This window comes from Kitasatospora sp. NPDC089797 (genome assembly GCF_040684795.1).
Classification (GTDB): Bacteria; Actinomycetota; Actinomycetes; order Streptomycetales; family Streptomycetaceae; genus Kitasatospora.
Map to the genome: position 1 here is coordinate 14,963 of NZ_JBFBGS010000010.1, position 14,430 is coordinate 29,392.

The 14,430-nt window shown below is 72.8% G+C and carries 12 protein-coding genes and 1 pseudogene (1 of these 13 running past the window's edge); 6 read left to right on the forward strand and 7 right to left on the reverse strand.

The window, feature by feature from the left end:
- Positions 1-19 precede the first annotated feature (19 nt).
- On the reverse strand, positions 20-1,861 hold the full coding sequence (asnB, locus tag AB0O91_RS09995) for an asparagine synthase (glutamine-hydrolyzing) (protein ID WP_363429845.1): 1,842 nt from the start codon (positions 1,859-1,861) through the stop codon (positions 20-22).
- Between the two features lie 294 nt (positions 1,862-2,155).
- Entirely contained in the window at positions 2,156-2,611 is a 456-nt protein-coding gene (locus tag AB0O91_RS10000; protein WP_363429846.1) for a GNAT family N-acetyltransferase, read from the reverse strand.
- Positions 2,612-2,837: 226 nt separating this feature from the next.
- Between AB0O91_RS10000 and AB0O91_RS10005 the strand changes: the two genes are divergently transcribed.
- Positions 2,838-3,704: a Bax inhibitor-1/YccA family protein gene (locus AB0O91_RS10005; RefSeq protein ID WP_363429848.1), complete on the forward strand. Its 867-nt coding sequence runs from the start codon at positions 2,838-2,840 to the stop codon at positions 3,702-3,704.
- Positions 3,705-3,958: 254 nt separating this feature from the next.
- Positions 3,959-4,327: a hypothetical protein gene (locus AB0O91_RS10010; protein ID WP_363429850.1), complete on the forward strand. Its 369-nt coding sequence runs from the start codon at positions 3,959-3,961 to the stop codon at positions 4,325-4,327.
- A 134-nt stretch (positions 4,328-4,461) separates the two neighbouring features.
- Here AB0O91_RS10010 and AB0O91_RS10015 read toward each other — a convergent pair whose 3' ends face one another.
- The 3 genes from AB0O91_RS10015 to AB0O91_RS10025 all read right to left on the reverse strand — a co-directional run bounded on the left by AB0O91_RS10015 (position 4,462) and on the right by AB0O91_RS10025 (position 8,089).
- On the reverse strand, positions 4,462-5,403 hold the full coding sequence (locus AB0O91_RS10015) for a hypothetical protein (protein ID WP_363429852.1): 942 nt from the start codon (positions 5,401-5,403) through the stop codon (positions 4,462-4,464).
- A 291-nt stretch (positions 5,404-5,694) separates the two neighbouring features.
- A complete protein-coding gene (locus AB0O91_RS10020) occupies positions 5,695-6,963 on the reverse strand; it encodes an acetyl-CoA C-acetyltransferase (protein ID WP_363429854.1) in 1,269 nt (422 codons plus the stop codon).
- Positions 6,964-7,027: 64 nt separating this feature from the next.
- On the reverse strand, positions 7,028-8,089 hold the full coding sequence (locus AB0O91_RS10025) for an SGNH/GDSL hydrolase family protein (RefSeq protein ID WP_363429856.1): 1,062 nt from the start codon (positions 8,087-8,089) through the stop codon (positions 7,028-7,030).
- Positions 8,090-8,306: 217 nt separating this feature from the next.
- Here AB0O91_RS10025 and AB0O91_RS10030 point away from each other — a divergent pair, with 217 nt between their 5' ends.
- From AB0O91_RS10030 to AB0O91_RS10040, 3 genes are all read left to right on the forward strand, one after another.
- Positions 8,307-9,707, forward strand: coding sequence for a cystathionine beta-synthase (locus AB0O91_RS10030; RefSeq protein WP_363429858.1), 1,401 nt, complete (start codon positions 8,307-8,309; stop codon positions 9,705-9,707).
- A gap of 552 nt (positions 9,708-10,259) precedes the next feature.
- Positions 10,260-10,592, forward strand: coding sequence for a hypothetical protein (locus AB0O91_RS10035; RefSeq protein ID WP_363429860.1), 333 nt, complete (start codon positions 10,260-10,262; stop codon positions 10,590-10,592).
- A 189-nt stretch (positions 10,593-10,781) separates the two neighbouring features.
- Entirely contained in the window at positions 10,782-12,056 is a 1,275-nt protein-coding gene (locus tag AB0O91_RS10040) for an Ig-like domain-containing protein (protein ID WP_363429862.1), read from the forward strand.
- 78 nt (positions 12,057-12,134) lie between these two features.
- Here AB0O91_RS10040 and msrA read toward each other — a convergent pair whose 3' ends face one another.
- The gene (gene msrA, locus AB0O91_RS10045) at positions 12,135-12,797 is read right to left on the reverse strand and encodes a peptide-methionine (S)-S-oxide reductase MsrA (RefSeq protein ID WP_363430121.1); all 663 of its coding nucleotides are present in this window, start codon (positions 12,795-12,797) and stop codon (positions 12,135-12,137) included.
- Between the two features lie 200 nt (positions 12,798-12,997).
- Here msrA and AB0O91_RS10050 point away from each other — a divergent pair, with 200 nt between their 5' ends.
- Positions 12,998-14,152: a cystathionine gamma-synthase gene (locus AB0O91_RS10050; RefSeq protein WP_363429864.1), complete on the forward strand. Its 1,155-nt coding sequence runs from the start codon at positions 12,998-13,000 to the stop codon at positions 14,150-14,152.
- Positions 14,153-14,157: 5 nt separating this feature from the next.
- Here AB0O91_RS10050 and AB0O91_RS10055 read toward each other — a convergent pair.
- Positions 14,158-14,430 (reverse strand): annotated as a pseudogene (locus AB0O91_RS10055) (MarR family transcriptional regulator); it runs 298 nt beyond the window's last position.

A 14,430-nucleotide genomic window follows, 5' to 3' on the forward strand; every position in this document is an offset into this window, starting at 1 on the left:
CGGTGCCGGCGGAGCGGGCTCAGCGGAGGGCGACGCGGTACTCGTCGACCCAGTGGTGCAGTTCCACGAGCTGGATCAGCAGGGCCGCCTGGTTGGATCCGCCGGGCAGCTCGGACCGCAGTTCGTTGGCGCCGATCCGCCGGATGAGACCGTTCATCCGTTCGGTGTCGAACAGCGGGGCCAGCGGCGAGGCCCGGTCGTTGACGATCCACGCCGCCTCGCGGACGAGGGTCCGGTCGTACTCCGGGTTCTGCACGTGCGGGTAGGCGCTCTTCTTCCGGTTGACCGTGCCCGACGGCAGGACGTCGGCCATGGCCGCCTTGAGGAGGCCCTTCACGCCGCCCCGGGACTTGATCGACCACGGCACGTTCCACACGTACTCGACCAGCCGGTGGTCGCAGAACGGGACGCGCACGTCGAGGCCGAGCGACATGCTCATGCGCTCCTTGCGGTCGAGGATCACCGCGAGCGGGCCGGACAGGCCGAGGAAGAAGACCTCCCTCATCCGCGCGTTCTGCGCGTCCTCGCCGGTGAGCCGCGGCACCTCGGACAGCAGCTGTGCGTAGCGGGCCCGCTCGTCCTCCTGCGGGTCGACCAGCCGGGTGACCTCCGGCGAGAGGTAGTCCGAGAGCTTCGGGCCGTTGCCCATCCACGGGAAGCCGCTGCCGCCGAGGACGTCGTCCTTGAAGAAGTACGGGTATCCGCCGAAGACCTCGTCGGCCGCCTCGCCGGTCAGGGCCACGGTGCAGTTGCGCCGCATCTGCTGGAACAGGAGGTACATCGACGCGTCGAACTGGCCCCAGCCCGGCAGGTCGCGGGCGCGGCGGGTCGCGGGGATGACGTCGAGCAGCTGCTGGGTGGAGGCGGTCAGCGTGGTGTGCCGGGTGCCGAGGAACTCGGCCGCCGCGGCGGCGTACGGGGCGTCGATGTCCGGGCGCAGCTCGGTCGCCACCCAGTGCGCGTCGTCGCTCTCGAACTGCACGCAGAAGGTGTCCAGGGCGCGGTCCGGGGCCTCCTTGCGCAGGGCCTGGGCGGCGAGCGCGGCCACCGAGGTGGAGTCGACGCCGCCGGAGAGCATGGCCCCGAGGGGCACGTCGGAGGCCAGTTGGCGGCTGACCGTGTCCTCCAGCAGCTCCCGTACGTGCCGGGCGGTTCCGTCGAAGTCCTGGTGGTGGGGCTCGCTGGTCAGCTGCCAGTAGCGCCACCGGGTCAGCCCGGTGTCCGAGCAGGTGACGACGGTGGCCGGGGGGACTTCCGCCAGGCCGGCCAGCGGGGTCTCGCCCGGCAGCGCGAGCCGCGGCTGGAGCACCAGGGGCAGGGAGGTGAGGTCCAGCCGCGCCTCGAAGAGGGGGTTGGCCATGATGCCCTTGGGCTCGGTGGCGAACAGGACGCCGGAGCCGTGCGCGTAGTAGTAGAGCGGCTTCACGCCCAGGCGGTCGCGCCCCAGTACGGCGCGCCGGGTGCGCACGTCCCAGATCGCGAAGGCGTACGCCCCGTTGACCCGGGTGACGAACTCGCTCCCCCAGAGCAGGAAGGCGTGCCCGATGACCTCCGCCGTGGAGCCGCTCCGGAAGGTGGCCCCGAAGCCCTCGAGCTCCCTCCTCAGTTCATCGGCGTTGTAGACCTCGCCGATGTGGGCGACGACCACGGAGCCCCGTTCGCCGTCGACGGGCAGCGGCTGGGAGCCGGCCCGCGTCCCGGAGGTCGAGAGCCCCCGGTGCCCCAGTGCGGCGTGGCCGGAGATCCAGAGCCCCTCGGTGTCGGGGCCGCGCAGCCGCATGGTGTCCGTCATCGCGTGCAGCACGTCCTCGTGCTCGACGAGGTCGCGACGGAAGTCGATCCAGCCCACCAGGCCGCTCATGCGATCACATCCTTGGTCACGCGGAAGTCCGGTCGGTTCGCAAGGAGTTGAAGGCCCGGCGGAACCTCGCGCACCCCGATCGGGGCATTGGCGCGTCGATGGGCAGCACACTGCCAGGCCGGGCCCGGGACGTGCGTGGTCGCACGGCTTCAGCAAGTTGCATGGCAGCTTGCTGAACCAGGGAGGTAAGCGTCGGAACCAGGGCAAATCGCCCGCAGCCGGATGGTCCGTCGGCGGTGGGGGTGGGGGCCGGGGGTGCGGCCTCCGTCCGGCGCCGCGCCCCCGGGCGGGGGATCAGAGCAGCCGGGTCATGAACACGCTGTTGGGGTCCTCGCGGTAGTCCGCGAAGGGGGCGCAGTACTCGAACTCGAACTTCTCGTACAGCGCGCGGGCCGGGGCGAAGAAGTCGTTCGCGCCGGTCTCCAGGCTCAGCCTGGTGTACCCCATCCGCCGGGCCTCCCCGATGATGTGGCCGAGGAGGGTCGACGCGATGCCGCTCCGCTTGCGGGAGGGGTCGGTGCGCATCGACTTGATCTCGCCGTGCTCCGGGTCCAGGCGCTTGACCGCGCCGCACCCGACCACGCTCCCGCCGTCCTCGGCGGACCAGAAGGTGACGTCGGGCTTGCGGAGCGCGTCGAGGTCGAGCGCGTGCTTGCTCTCCGGCGGCGTGGTGGAGCGCATGTCCGTGAGGTGCGACTCCAGGAAGGCGATGATCTCGGAGCCGGTGAGATCGTCGACCGCAATCTTCATCTGTTCCACCCTTGTTCTGGTCCGTCGGACGGCGTCGGGTCGTCAACGGGTCGATTATCGCGGCACCGCCGCACCCGGAGTGTCCCCGCGGTCACGCACGGCGCCGCCGCCGGCGACCCCGCCGGGAGCCGTTCACCAGATCCTCCTCGCGGCGTATCCCGAAATTTTTGCCAAGCCATTACCCTGGTACCCGGGCGGTGCAGTGCCGCCACGGAGGGAATGAGCAATGAGAAGCAGCAACCCGGTCTTCTCGCGGGAGGGTTCCTTCACCCGCGAGTCCGGCTACGCGGGGTTCGGTACCTCCCCGCAGGCCGGGGGCCAGTACGGAAACCCGTACGCGGGCACCCCTTACGCCCAGCCGCAGGGGCAGGGCCCGCTGACGGACGAGCAGCTCTACCAGATGTACAACGGGCCGTCCGCCGGCCCGGCGGCCACCGGGCGGATGACGCTCGACGACGTGGTCGCCCGCACCGCCATGACGCTGCTGACCCTGGTCGTCGCGGGCGCGGTGGCCTGGTTCACGCTGCCCTTCGAGAACTTCGGGTTCGCGATCGCCAGCAGCCTGGTGGCCATGGTCGTCGGCCTGGTGATCTCCTTCAAGCGCAGCGTCAGCCCGCCGCTGATCCTGACCTACGCGGCCCTCCAGGGCTTCGCGATGGGCGCGGTGTCGCACGCCTTCAACACCATGCTGAACGGCATCGTGATCCAGGCGGTCCTGGGCACGGCGGCCGTCTTCGCGGCGATGCTGTTCGCCTACAAGAGCGGCCGGATCCGGGTCACCGCGCGCTACCAGCGGATCGGCATCGCGATCGCCCTGGGCTTCGTGCTGCTGATGTTCGTCAACGTGATCGCCATGGCCTTCGGCGCCGACATGGGCCTGCGCTCCGGCCCGCTGGGCATCGTGGTCGGCCTGATCGGCATCGGCCTCGGCGCGTTCTTCCTGTCGCTGGACTTCGCGTCCATCGAGGAGGCCATCGCCCAGGGCGCCCCGCAGCGGGAGTCCTGGCGGGCGGCCTTCGGGCTGACCCTGTCGCTGGTCTGGATCTACATGGAGATGCTGCGGCTGATCGCGATCCTGCGCGGCGACGACTGACGCACCCCCTGACGTTCGCCGTCCACTGCCGCCGGGCCCCGGAGCACTCGCTCCGGGGCCCGGCGGCTTTCTCGCTCCGGGGCCTGTCTCTTGGATCCTTGCCGGGGCCGCGGCGCTGGGGCACGCACCTCGCCGCGTTGTCGTCGGTCGCCCGATGCTCCGCATCGCCTCCCTCCTCCGCCTTGCGATGCACGCACCCCAGCGCCGCGGCCTGACCCGACAAAATCCAAGAGACAGGCCCTAAGCTCCTCCCCATGCATGACGTACAGCCCCTGGTCGACGCCGTCGACACCCTGGCGGATCGTTTCCGCTCGCTGCCGCAGAGCAAGCTGCTGGGCGCCGTGCCCGGGCACGCCTCGCGGGCGGCGGCCGTCCTGGAGCTGGCCCGGCGGCTGGCCGCGCTCGCGGCGGCGGCGGAGGGCGGGCCGGACCGGGAGTTCCCGGACGCCGGGGCGTTCGCGGCGGGGGACCAGCTGGCCGTCGCCGGGCACGACCTGGCGGCCGCGCTGGCGGCGCTGCCCGCGGGGGCCGAAGTGGCCCTTCCGGACGGGCCGGTGGCGGTGGGCGAGGTGCTGGCCGGGGCGGCGGCCGCGGTGCGGGAGACGGCCGGGTTCTGCGCCTGAACCCGCGGCCGGGTTCTGCGCCTGAGCCCGCGGCCGGGCGGCCCGCCGACGGCCCCGGGCACGCCGAAGGCCGACCGGGTCGGTAACCCCTCGGCCCGGTCGGCCTTCGGTCCTGCTGCGGGGGAGAGTCGGCGTCAGATGCTGGCGACCACCCGGTCGGCGAGCACGTAGACGGCCTCCTCGTCGGTGGAGAAGGTCAGCGAGTACGAGCCGGAGAAGCGCGAGCCGCCGAGCAGTCGGACGTGCTCACCGGCACGGACCGCGTCGATCAGCCGGTAGGCGGCCTCCCGGTCGCCCGGGGCCACGCAGAGCGTGGTGCCGTCGGCGAAGGCGTACACGTCCAGGGTGCCCAGCGGGCCCGGGCGGACGTCGACCAGGCCGACGGCCTCCTCGGCGAGGGCGGCGAGCCGGGTGTCGGTCCACTCGCGGGACGGGGCCTGGCTCGGCACGAAGTCGGGGTGCGAGGGGTGGCGGCGCGGGTCGGGGGCGGCCACCGGGGCCTCCTCCACGACCGGCTCGGCGTCCAGCAGTCCGGCCTCCAGGCCGGTGGCCAGCAGGTCGGCCTCGCGGCGGGCCCGGGCGTCCGTGGCGGGCTCGCCGGCCGGGTGGCCGGGGCGCAGCGGCAGGCCGCCCTCGGGGCCGGGGTCGGCCGGGCCGGTGCCGTCCTCGTTGATCAGGTCCTCCAGCGCGGAGCGCAGCGCCTCGCCGAACTCCGGGTCCATCGTCCCGGAGTTGTCGACGGCGTCCTGCGGGCCGGTGGGGCGGGGGAAGAACAGCGGCCACTCGTCGGTGCCGGTGAACACCCCGGTGAACGGGGAGTCGAACAGCGGGGCGTCCTCGGCGGCGCGGGCCTCCTGCTCGGCCCAGAAGGCCCGGGCCTCGGTGATCTCCCGCTCGCGGTCGGCGGCCAGCGCCTCGGCGACGGCCCGGCGTATCGCGGCCTCGTCCACCGGGGCGGGCACGGCCCGGGCCGCGGCCTGTGCGTCCAGCCGGCGGGAGAGCCCGCGGAGGCGGAGCAGCACGGCGGTCGACACGGTGATCAGGATCAGCAGCAGGATGGTGTAGACGGCGCTCACGGAACGTACTCCTAGCGAGGAGCGGAACGGGGTTACCTCTCCACACTGCCCCATGCGGGGCTGTTACCGCAGTGGCGAATGTCCAAATCGCCCGGGACTTTCGCTCTTGTCCCCAAATTGTTAGGTAACACCGTTCTACGCAGTGGAGTTGATCCGCTCCGCACTGTCGATTTCCGGGCCGGAAATGACAGTTTCGAGGGCCGGATCGACCTCTCGGTGTGATCCGGCCCTCAATTACGCTGTGTCACTCCAAACGGGTGGTCCAGACCCTTTCGGAGCGCCCCGCGGTGATCAGCTGAGGCGCTCGATGACCATCGCCATGCCCTGGCCGCCGCCGACGCACATGGTCTCCAGACCGAACTGCTTGTCGTGCCACTGCAGGGAGTTGATCAGCGTGGTGGTGATCCGGGCGCCGGTCATGCCGAAGGGGTGGCCGACCGCGATGGCACCGCCGTTGACGTTCAGCTTGTCCAGGTCGACGCCGAGGTCGCGGTAGGACGGGATCACCTGGGCCGCGAAGGCCTCGTTGATCTCGACCAGGTCGATGTCGTCGATGGTCAGGCCGGCCCGCCGGAGCGCCTGCCGGGAGGCCTCGACCGGCCCGTAGCCCATGATCTCGGGGGAGAGGGCGCTGACGCCGGTGGAGACCACCCGGGCGAGCGGGGTGATGCCCAGCTCGCGGGCCTTGGTGTCGGACATGACGACCAGCGCGGCGGCGCCGTCGTTCAGCGGGCAGCAGTTGCCGGCGGTGACGGTGCCGTCGGGGCGGAAGACCGGCTTCAGGCCCTGGACGCCCTCCAGGGTGACGCCGGCCCGGGGGCCGTCGTCCGTGCTGACCACGGTGCCGTCGGGGAGCGTGACCGGGGTGATCTCGCGGGCCCAGAAGCCGGCCTTGATGGCGGCCTCGGCGAGGTTCTGCGAGCGGACGCCGAACTCGTCCTGCTCGGCGCGGGTGATGCCCTTGAGCGCGGCGAGGTTCTCGGCGGTCTGGCCCATCGCGATGTAGGCGTCCGGCACCAGGCCGTCCTCGCGCGGGTCGTGCCAGCCCACCCGTCGCCCACCGTCACCCTCGTTCGAGGCGCTGTGCGCCGCACCCCACGTGCCCTCCTCGGCGCGCTTGGCGGTGCGGGCCATCGCCTCGTCGAACAGCGGGTTCATGGTGCCGGGCAGGCCGTCCGAGGTGCCCTTGACGCTGCGCGAGACGGTCTCGACGCCGGCCGAGAGGAAGACGTCGCCCTCGCCGGCCCTGATCGCGTGCAGTGCCATCCGCGTCGTCTGCAGCGAGGAGGAGCAGTAGCGGGTGACGGTGGTGCCGGGCAGGTGGTCCATGCCCATCTGCACGGCCACGATGCGGGCCAGGTTGTGGCCCTGCTCGCCGCCCGGCAGACCGCAGCCGAGCATCAGGTCGTCGATCAGGCGGGGGTCGAGCTCCGGGACCTTGGCCAGGGCGGCCTGGATGACGTGGGCGGTCAGGTCGTCCGGCCGGACGTCCTTGAGCGAGCCCTTGAAGGCCCGGCCGATCGGCGAACGGGCGGCGCTGACGATGACGGCTTCGGGCATGGCGGGACTCCTCGCTGAGTGACGGCGGACCGGTGGTCCGGGAGGAAAGCTACCGGTTGGTAGCTCAAGCGTCACCGGCGCCGGCGTGTGAGCTGGCCGACGTGGTCCCCGGGGCCGCGCCGGGCTGCCCGGCCGCCTCCGGGCCGACCCGCAGCCGGTGCCGCAGCAGGGCCCAGCGCCGGCCGGCCCCCTCCGCCGGCACGGCCGCCACCTCGGTGCCCGCCCGCCCGGCCGCCGCGGCGGCGGCCACCGCGACCGGCAGCACCGTCTCGCCCGGGACGGCGGGGCCGGGGCGCTCCTCCTCCGGCCACAGGCCCAGCGCGGCGCAGACCGAGGGCAGCACGGCCATCGCGGCGGTGGCGTAGCCCTGGGCCGAGGGGTGGTAGCGGTCGGCGGCGAACATCTCCGGGCGGGCCGCGAACTCGGGGCCGAGCAGCGAGCCCAGCGAGACGGTGCGCCCGCCCGCCTCCACCACCGCGATGGTCTGGGCGGCGGCCAGCTGGCGGCTCAGCCGCCGGGCCACCCAGCGCAGCGGCGGGCGGACCGGCTTGATCGTCCCGAGGTCCGGGCAGGTGCCCACCACCACCTCGCAGCCGTTGGCGCGCAGCGCGGCGACGGCCTCGCCGAGCTGCCGGACGGCGAGCTGGGCGGGGCTGTGCCGGGTCACGTCATTGGCCCCGATCATGATCACCGCGATGTCCGGGCGGTGCCGCAGGGCCCGCTCCAGCTGGCCGGAGAGGTCGGCCGAGCGGCCGCCGGAGCGGGCCACGTTGACCAGCCGCACCGGGCGTTCGGCGACCGAGGCCAGGCCGGCCGCCAGCAGTGCGCCCGGGGTCTCGCGGCCGCGGGCCACGCCGAGGCCGGCCCCGGTGGAGTCGCCGAGCACGGCCAGCACCAGCGGCGGCTGCGGGGCGGCGCAGCGGTCGGCGAAGGCCTCGCCGTAGACGCCGTCGGCCTTGGGCGGGACGGTCTCCAGCACGCCGATGGCCTGGACGGCGAGCCTGCTCTCGGTCAGCAGCAGGCCCACCAGGCCCACGCCCAGCAGACCGAGCCCGCCGCCGCCGTACGCCGCCGCGGTGGCGATCCGGCGGGCCACCCGGGCCCGTGAGTCCTGTGCGCCTGGCATCCGGTGCCCCCTTCGCGCTTCGGGCCGACCCCTGCGGGGCGCGGCCGTGTCTGCACAGCGCTCTTACCCGCGCGGAGGGCGGGAGTACCGGGGCGGGGGCGCGGGTGGGCCATTGGGGGAGCGCGGGAGGCGCGGGAAGGGAGGTGTGCGGCGGCCGCCACGCCCTAGGCTTGCGGTACCGAATGCACTCGCATGCCCATAGACCGGGAGGACCCCCGTGCGGTACCACAACTCGATCATCGACCTGGTCGGCAACACGCCGCTGGTCAAGCTGAACAAGGTCACCGAGGGCATCACCGCCACCGTGCTGGCGAAGGTCGAGTACTTCAACCCCGGTGGTTCGGTGAAGGACCGCATCGCGATGCGCATGATCGAGGCCGCCGAGGCCTCGGGCGCCCTGAAGCCGGGCGGCACGATCGTGGAGCCGACCTCGGGCAACACCGGTGTCGGTCTGGCGATCGTGGCCCAGCAGAAGGGCTACAAGTGCATCTTCGTCTGTCCCGACAAGGTGTCCACCGACAAGATCAACACCCTTCGCGCGTACGGCGCCGAGGTGGTCGTCTGTCCGACCGCCGTCGCCCCGGAGCACCCGGACTCCTACTACAACGTCTCCGACCGGCTGGTCCGCGAGACCCCGAACGCCTGGAAGCCGGACCAGTACTCCAACCCGGACAACCCGGCCTCGCACTACCACTCCACCGGTCCGGAGCTGTGGGAGCAGACCGGGGGGAGGATCACCCACTTCGTGGCGGGCGTCGGCACCGGCGGCACCATCTCCGGCACCGGCGGCTACCTGAAGGAGGTCTCCGGCGGCAAGGTCAAGGTCGTCGGCGCCGACCCGGAGGGCTCGGTGTACTCGGGCGGCACCGGCCGTCCGTACCTGGTCGAGGGCGTCGGTGAGGACTTCTGGCCGACCGCCTACGACCAGAACGTCGCGGACGAGATCGTCGCGGTCTCCGACAAGGACTCGTTCCAGATGACCCGCCGCCTGGCCAAGGAGGAGGGCCTGCTGGTCGGCGGCTCCTGCGGGATGGCCGTGGTGGCCGCGCTGGAGGTGGCCCGCGGGCTCGGGCCGGACGACGTCGTCGTGGTGCTGCTGCCGGACGGCGGCCGCGGCTACCTGTCGAAGATCTTCAACGACGACTGGATGGCGGACTACGGCTTCCTGCCCTCGGCCACCGACGAGGCGCACATCAGCGAGGTGCTGGTCCGCAAGCAGGGCATCGAGCAGGGCGGCGTCCCGCAGTTCGTCCACATGCACCCGAACGAGACGGTCGCCGAGGCGGTCCGGGTGCTGCGCGAGTACGGCGTCTCGCAGATGCCGGTGGTCTCCCCGGGCGCCGGGCACCCCGACATCATGGCCGGCGAGGTGATCGGCTCGGTGGTGGAGAAGCTGCTGCTGGAGGGCATCTTCGCCAAGGAGATCGAGCTCACCGACACGCTGGAGAAGGTGATGTCCAAGCCGCTGCCGGTGGTCGGCTCGGGCGAGACCGTCACCAACCTGATGACCGTGCTGGAGAAGGCCGACGCGGCCGTCGTGCTGGTGGAGGGCAAGCCGCAGGGCATCGTCACCCGCCAGGACCTGCTGGGCTACCTGACCGGCCGGGCCGCGCACTGACGCCCGCCCCCGGGCGGCGCTGACGCCCGCTCACCGCCCTTCGCCCGTGGCCGATCCGGAGGATTCGTCCACGGGCGAAGTGGTACACCGGCGTCATCTGTCCGCAGCACGCGGTTAACACGGCTCCGGCATCGTGGTGGTCAACGGCAAGACGCCGAGCGAGACGGCAGCGGTCCACCGGGAGCGGCTCCCCGGCGGGCGCGGCCGGCTCCGGACACGTCGGACGGTCCTGACCCGGCCGCCGTGTCCGCCCTCCCCGACCGGTTCCGGAGGGAGGGGCCCCGCGGGGGGCGCCGTCGTCCCGCCCCTGTCCGGCTCCGGCCGGTCGACAGGGTGCGGCGGCTCCCGCGGCGACCACCGCGCCTCGCGGCGCGGCTCCGTGGCTCCCGGGTGGGGGAGCCGGACGGAGAACGGGTGGGGCCGGTCCTGTTCCGAGGGACCGGCCCCGTCCGTGCGCCCGGTCCCGCGCCGTTCCCGCACCCGGCGGGCGTTCCGTGCGCCGGGCCCTTCCCGTGCACGCCGGGCGGTCCCCGGTCCCGTACGCTCGCTCGCATGACCAGCACTGAAACGACCGACGCCCCGCGCTACGTCAAGCTCAAGATCGAGCTCATCGCGGAGATCACCGACGAGGGCGCGCTCAAGGCGGCGGCCCTGCAGCAGGTCGCCGAGGACGAGTACCTCGACGACGAGGAGCGCGCCCAGTCCGTCGACGCCATCGAGGTGGACCCGTCGGGTTCGCTCGCCCACTTCATCGACCCGGTGGCGCTGCTCGGCGACGTCCCGGGCGTGGAGCTCGCCTCGGCGACCTGGGAGTCGGCCCAGACCGAGTTCGACCCCGAGAGCGACGAGTGGGACGAGTACTCGGTGGAGGAGTCCGCCGAGTAACGGACGCGGGAGCCGTCACACCCGTGAACACCCGGCCCGCCTCCTCGGCGGGCCGGGTGTTTTGTCCACGTTCAGCGGGAAGTTGGGTCATCTCATACGATCGCTTACCCTTCGGTGATGGAACCGTGGGCGGTCGGAACGCGTATCTGTATCCGTAAACGCCCGGGATGATCAGCAGGGAGACGCGACGTGACGGCACGGGACGGTCAGGGGCGGGCAGCCGGGGGCGGCTGGAGCCGGCGCGGAGTGCTCGCGGGTCTGATCGGCGCGCCGGTCCTGCTGCTCGCGGCCTGCAACGACAACAGCGGCGGCAGCAGCAGCGGTGGCTCGGGCGGCGGCGGCGCCAACGGCACCCCGGGCTCGGGCGGCGGCAGCAGCGCCCCGAAGACCTCGGCGGCCGTGATCACCGTCAGCCCGGCGGACGGCGCCACCGCTGCCAGCTTCAGCGAGCCGGTCAAGGTCACCGCCGCCAACGGCACCCTGAGCACGGTCAAGGTCACCGACTCCAACGGCAAGGAGCTGGCCGGCCAGCTCTCCGCCGACAACACCAGCTGGACCTCGGCCGCGGCCCCCGCCAGCGGCACCAAGTACTCCGTCACCGCCACCGCCCTCGACAAGGACAAGCTGGAGGCGGACGCCAACACCAGCTTCGCCACGGCCACCCCGGCCAACACCTTCGTGGGCTACTTCACCCCCGAGGACGGCTCGGTGGTCGGCGTCGGCATGCCGGTCTCGATCAACTTCAGCAAGCCGATCACCGACAAGAAGGCCGTCCAGTCGGCGATCACGGTGACGGCGGAGCCCGGCGTCGAGATCGTCGGCCACTGGTTCTCCAGCACCCGCCTCGACTTCCGTCCGCAGGAGTACTGGGCCAAGGGCACCAAGGTCACCCTCAAGCTCCGGCTCAAGGACGTCGAGGGCGCGAAGGGCGTCTTCGGCACCCAGTCCAAGGACGTCTCCTTCACCATCGGCCGGGCCCAGACCAGCGTCGCCGACCTCGCCACCAAGAAGCTCACCGTCACCACGGACGGCCAGGTCAGCGCGGTCTACAAGATCTCCGGCGGCTCCACCGAGCACACCACCTGGGGCGGCAAGATGGTCATCTCCGAGCAGTTCACCCAGACCCGGATGAACTCGCAGACCGTCAACCTGGGCAGCGAGTACGACATCGCCGACGTGCCGCACGCCCAGCGCCTGACCACCTCCGGCACCTTCATCCACGGCAACTACTGGTCCTCGCCGTCGATCTTCGGCGGGCAGAACACCAGCCACGGCTGCGTCGGCCTCCAGGACGCCAAGGGCGCCCAGGACAGCAGCACGGACGGCTACAAGTTCTACAAGTCCTCGATCGTCGGTGACGTCGTCGAGGTCCGCAACTCCGGTGACAAGACCGTCGCCCCGGACAACGGCCTGAACGGCTGGAACCTGGGCTGGGCCGACTGGAAGGCCGGCAGCGCCGTCTGACCGCCCGCGCGCGGACGGCTTCCGGGCCGGGGCGCGGTCACCTCGGGTGACCGCGCCCCGGCCCGCTCCGTCCGGGGCTCAGCCCTCGGTGCGGGCCACGCCGATCGGGCAGGAGGCCCCGGTGCCGCCCAGACCGCAGTAGCCGTTGGGGTTCTTGGCGTCCGACAGGTACTGCTGGTGGTACGGCTCGGCCGGGTAGAACGGGCCGGCCGGGGCGATCTCGGTGGTGATCGGGCCGTGACCGAGCGCGGTCAGCGCGGGCTGGAAGGCGTCCCGGGTGGCGACCGCGGCGGCGGCCTGGGCGGGGGAGTGGGTGTAGAGGGCGGAGCGGTACTGGGTGCCCACGTCGTTGCCCTGGCGGTTGCCCTGGGTCGGGTCGTGGGCCTCCCAGAAGGCCTTCAGCAGCCGCTCGTAGGAGACCACCGCGGGGTCGAACACCACCCGCACCGCCTCGGTGTGGCCGGTCAGGCCGCTGCACACCTCCTCGTACGTCGGGTTGGGGGTGTGGCCGCCCTGGTAGCCGACCAGCGTCGTCCAGACGCCGGGCAGCCGCCAGAACGTGCGCTCGGCGCCCCAGAAGCAGCCCAGCCCGAAGTCGGCCACCTCCAGCCCCTCCGGGTACGGGCCGGTGAGCGGGTGGCCGAGCACGGTGTGCGGCTCGGTGAGGGCGAAGGCCGCGGCCGGGCGGCCGGGCAGCGCCTGGTCGGCGGGAACGAGCGAGGTCTTGTGGCGATCGAACAGCACGGCCTGCTCCAGCGGGGTAGGGAGGGTTGCCCAGGCTTCAACGCACCGGGCGGCCCGCGGATTCCGGCCCGCCCCGGGGCCGTGGCCGCGGACCCCGGCACCGCCGGAAGGGCGGGACCGGGCCGCCCAGCGACGGTTTACGGCCGCCGTCCCGGTTCCGGCGGGCGCACCGCCGTACGGCCGTTAGGCTCGGAGCCATGACCGAGCACCAGCTTCCCCAGGGCTTCGAGACCCTCGCCATCCACGCGGGTCAGGAAGCAGACCCCCAGACCGGGGCCGTCGTCACGCCGATCTACCAGGTGTCCACCTACAAGCAGGACGGGGTGGGCGGCCTGCGGGGCGGCTACGAGTACAGCCGCAGCGCCAACCCGACCCGCACCGCGCTGGAGGAGTGCCTCGCGGCCCTCGAAGGCGGCGCCCGCGGCCTCGCCTTCGCCTCCGGCCTGGCGGCCGAGGACACCCTGCTGCGCACCATCCTCAAGCCGGGCGACCACATCGTGATCCCCAACGACGCCTACGGCGGCACCTTCCGGCTCTTCGCCAAGGTGCTGACCCGCTGGGGCGTCGAGTTCTCCGTCGCCAACACCCAGAAGCTGGACGACGTCCGCGCCGCACTGCGCCCCAACACCCGCGCGGTGTGGGTGGAGACCCCGTCCAACCCGCTGCTGGGCATCACCGACCTGGCCGGGCTCGCCGAGGTCGCGCACGGCGCCGGGGCGCTGCTGGTGGTCGACAACACCTTCGCCAGCCCGTACCTGCAGCAGCCGATCGCGCTCGGCGCGGACGCCGTCGTGCACTCCACCACCAAGTACATGGGCGGCCACTCGGACGTCGTCGGCGGTGCGCTGGTCCTCGCCGAGGCGGGCCTCGGCGAGGAGGTCGCGTACCACCAGAACGCGATGGGCGCCGTCTCCGGGCCGTTCGACGCCTGGCTGGTGCTGCGCGGCATCAAGACCCTGGGCGTCCGGATGGACCGGCACAGCTCCAACGCGGAGAAGGTTGCCGAGCTGCTGGCGTCCCACCCCAAGGTCAGCCAGGTGCTCTACCCGGGCCTGCCCGAGCACCCCGGCCACGACATCGCGGCCAAGCAGATGAAGGCCTTCGGCGGCATGGTCTCGTTCCGGGTCGCCGGCGGCGAGGAGGCGGCGGTCGAGGTCTGCAACCGCGCGCGGCTGTTCACCCTGGGCGAGTCGCTGGGCGGCGTGGAGTCGCTGATCGAGCACCCGGGCCGGATGACCCACGCCTCGGCCGCCGGTTCGCCGCTCGAGGTGCCGGCCGACCTGGTGCGCGTCTCGGTCGGCATCGAGTCGATCGACGACCTGCTGGCCGACCTCACCCAGGCCCTGGGCTAACTCGCTCACTGGCCCTGCTGGTCCGCCGAGTACGACTCCATCGCGAGGTTGAACCGGGCCAGCAGGGCGCAGAACGCCTGCTGCTCCTCGGGCGGCCAGCCGGCCACCAGGCGGCGGGTCAACTCGGCCCGGCCGTCCCGGACTTCGGCGAGCCGGCCGGCGCCGCAGGAGGTCAGTGCGAGCCGTACGGCGCGCCGGTCGGCCGGGGGGGGGGGCCCCCCCCCCACACCCGGGCCGCCCCCCGGCGCGCCCCGGGCGGTGTCCCCGCGGGGGTGAGA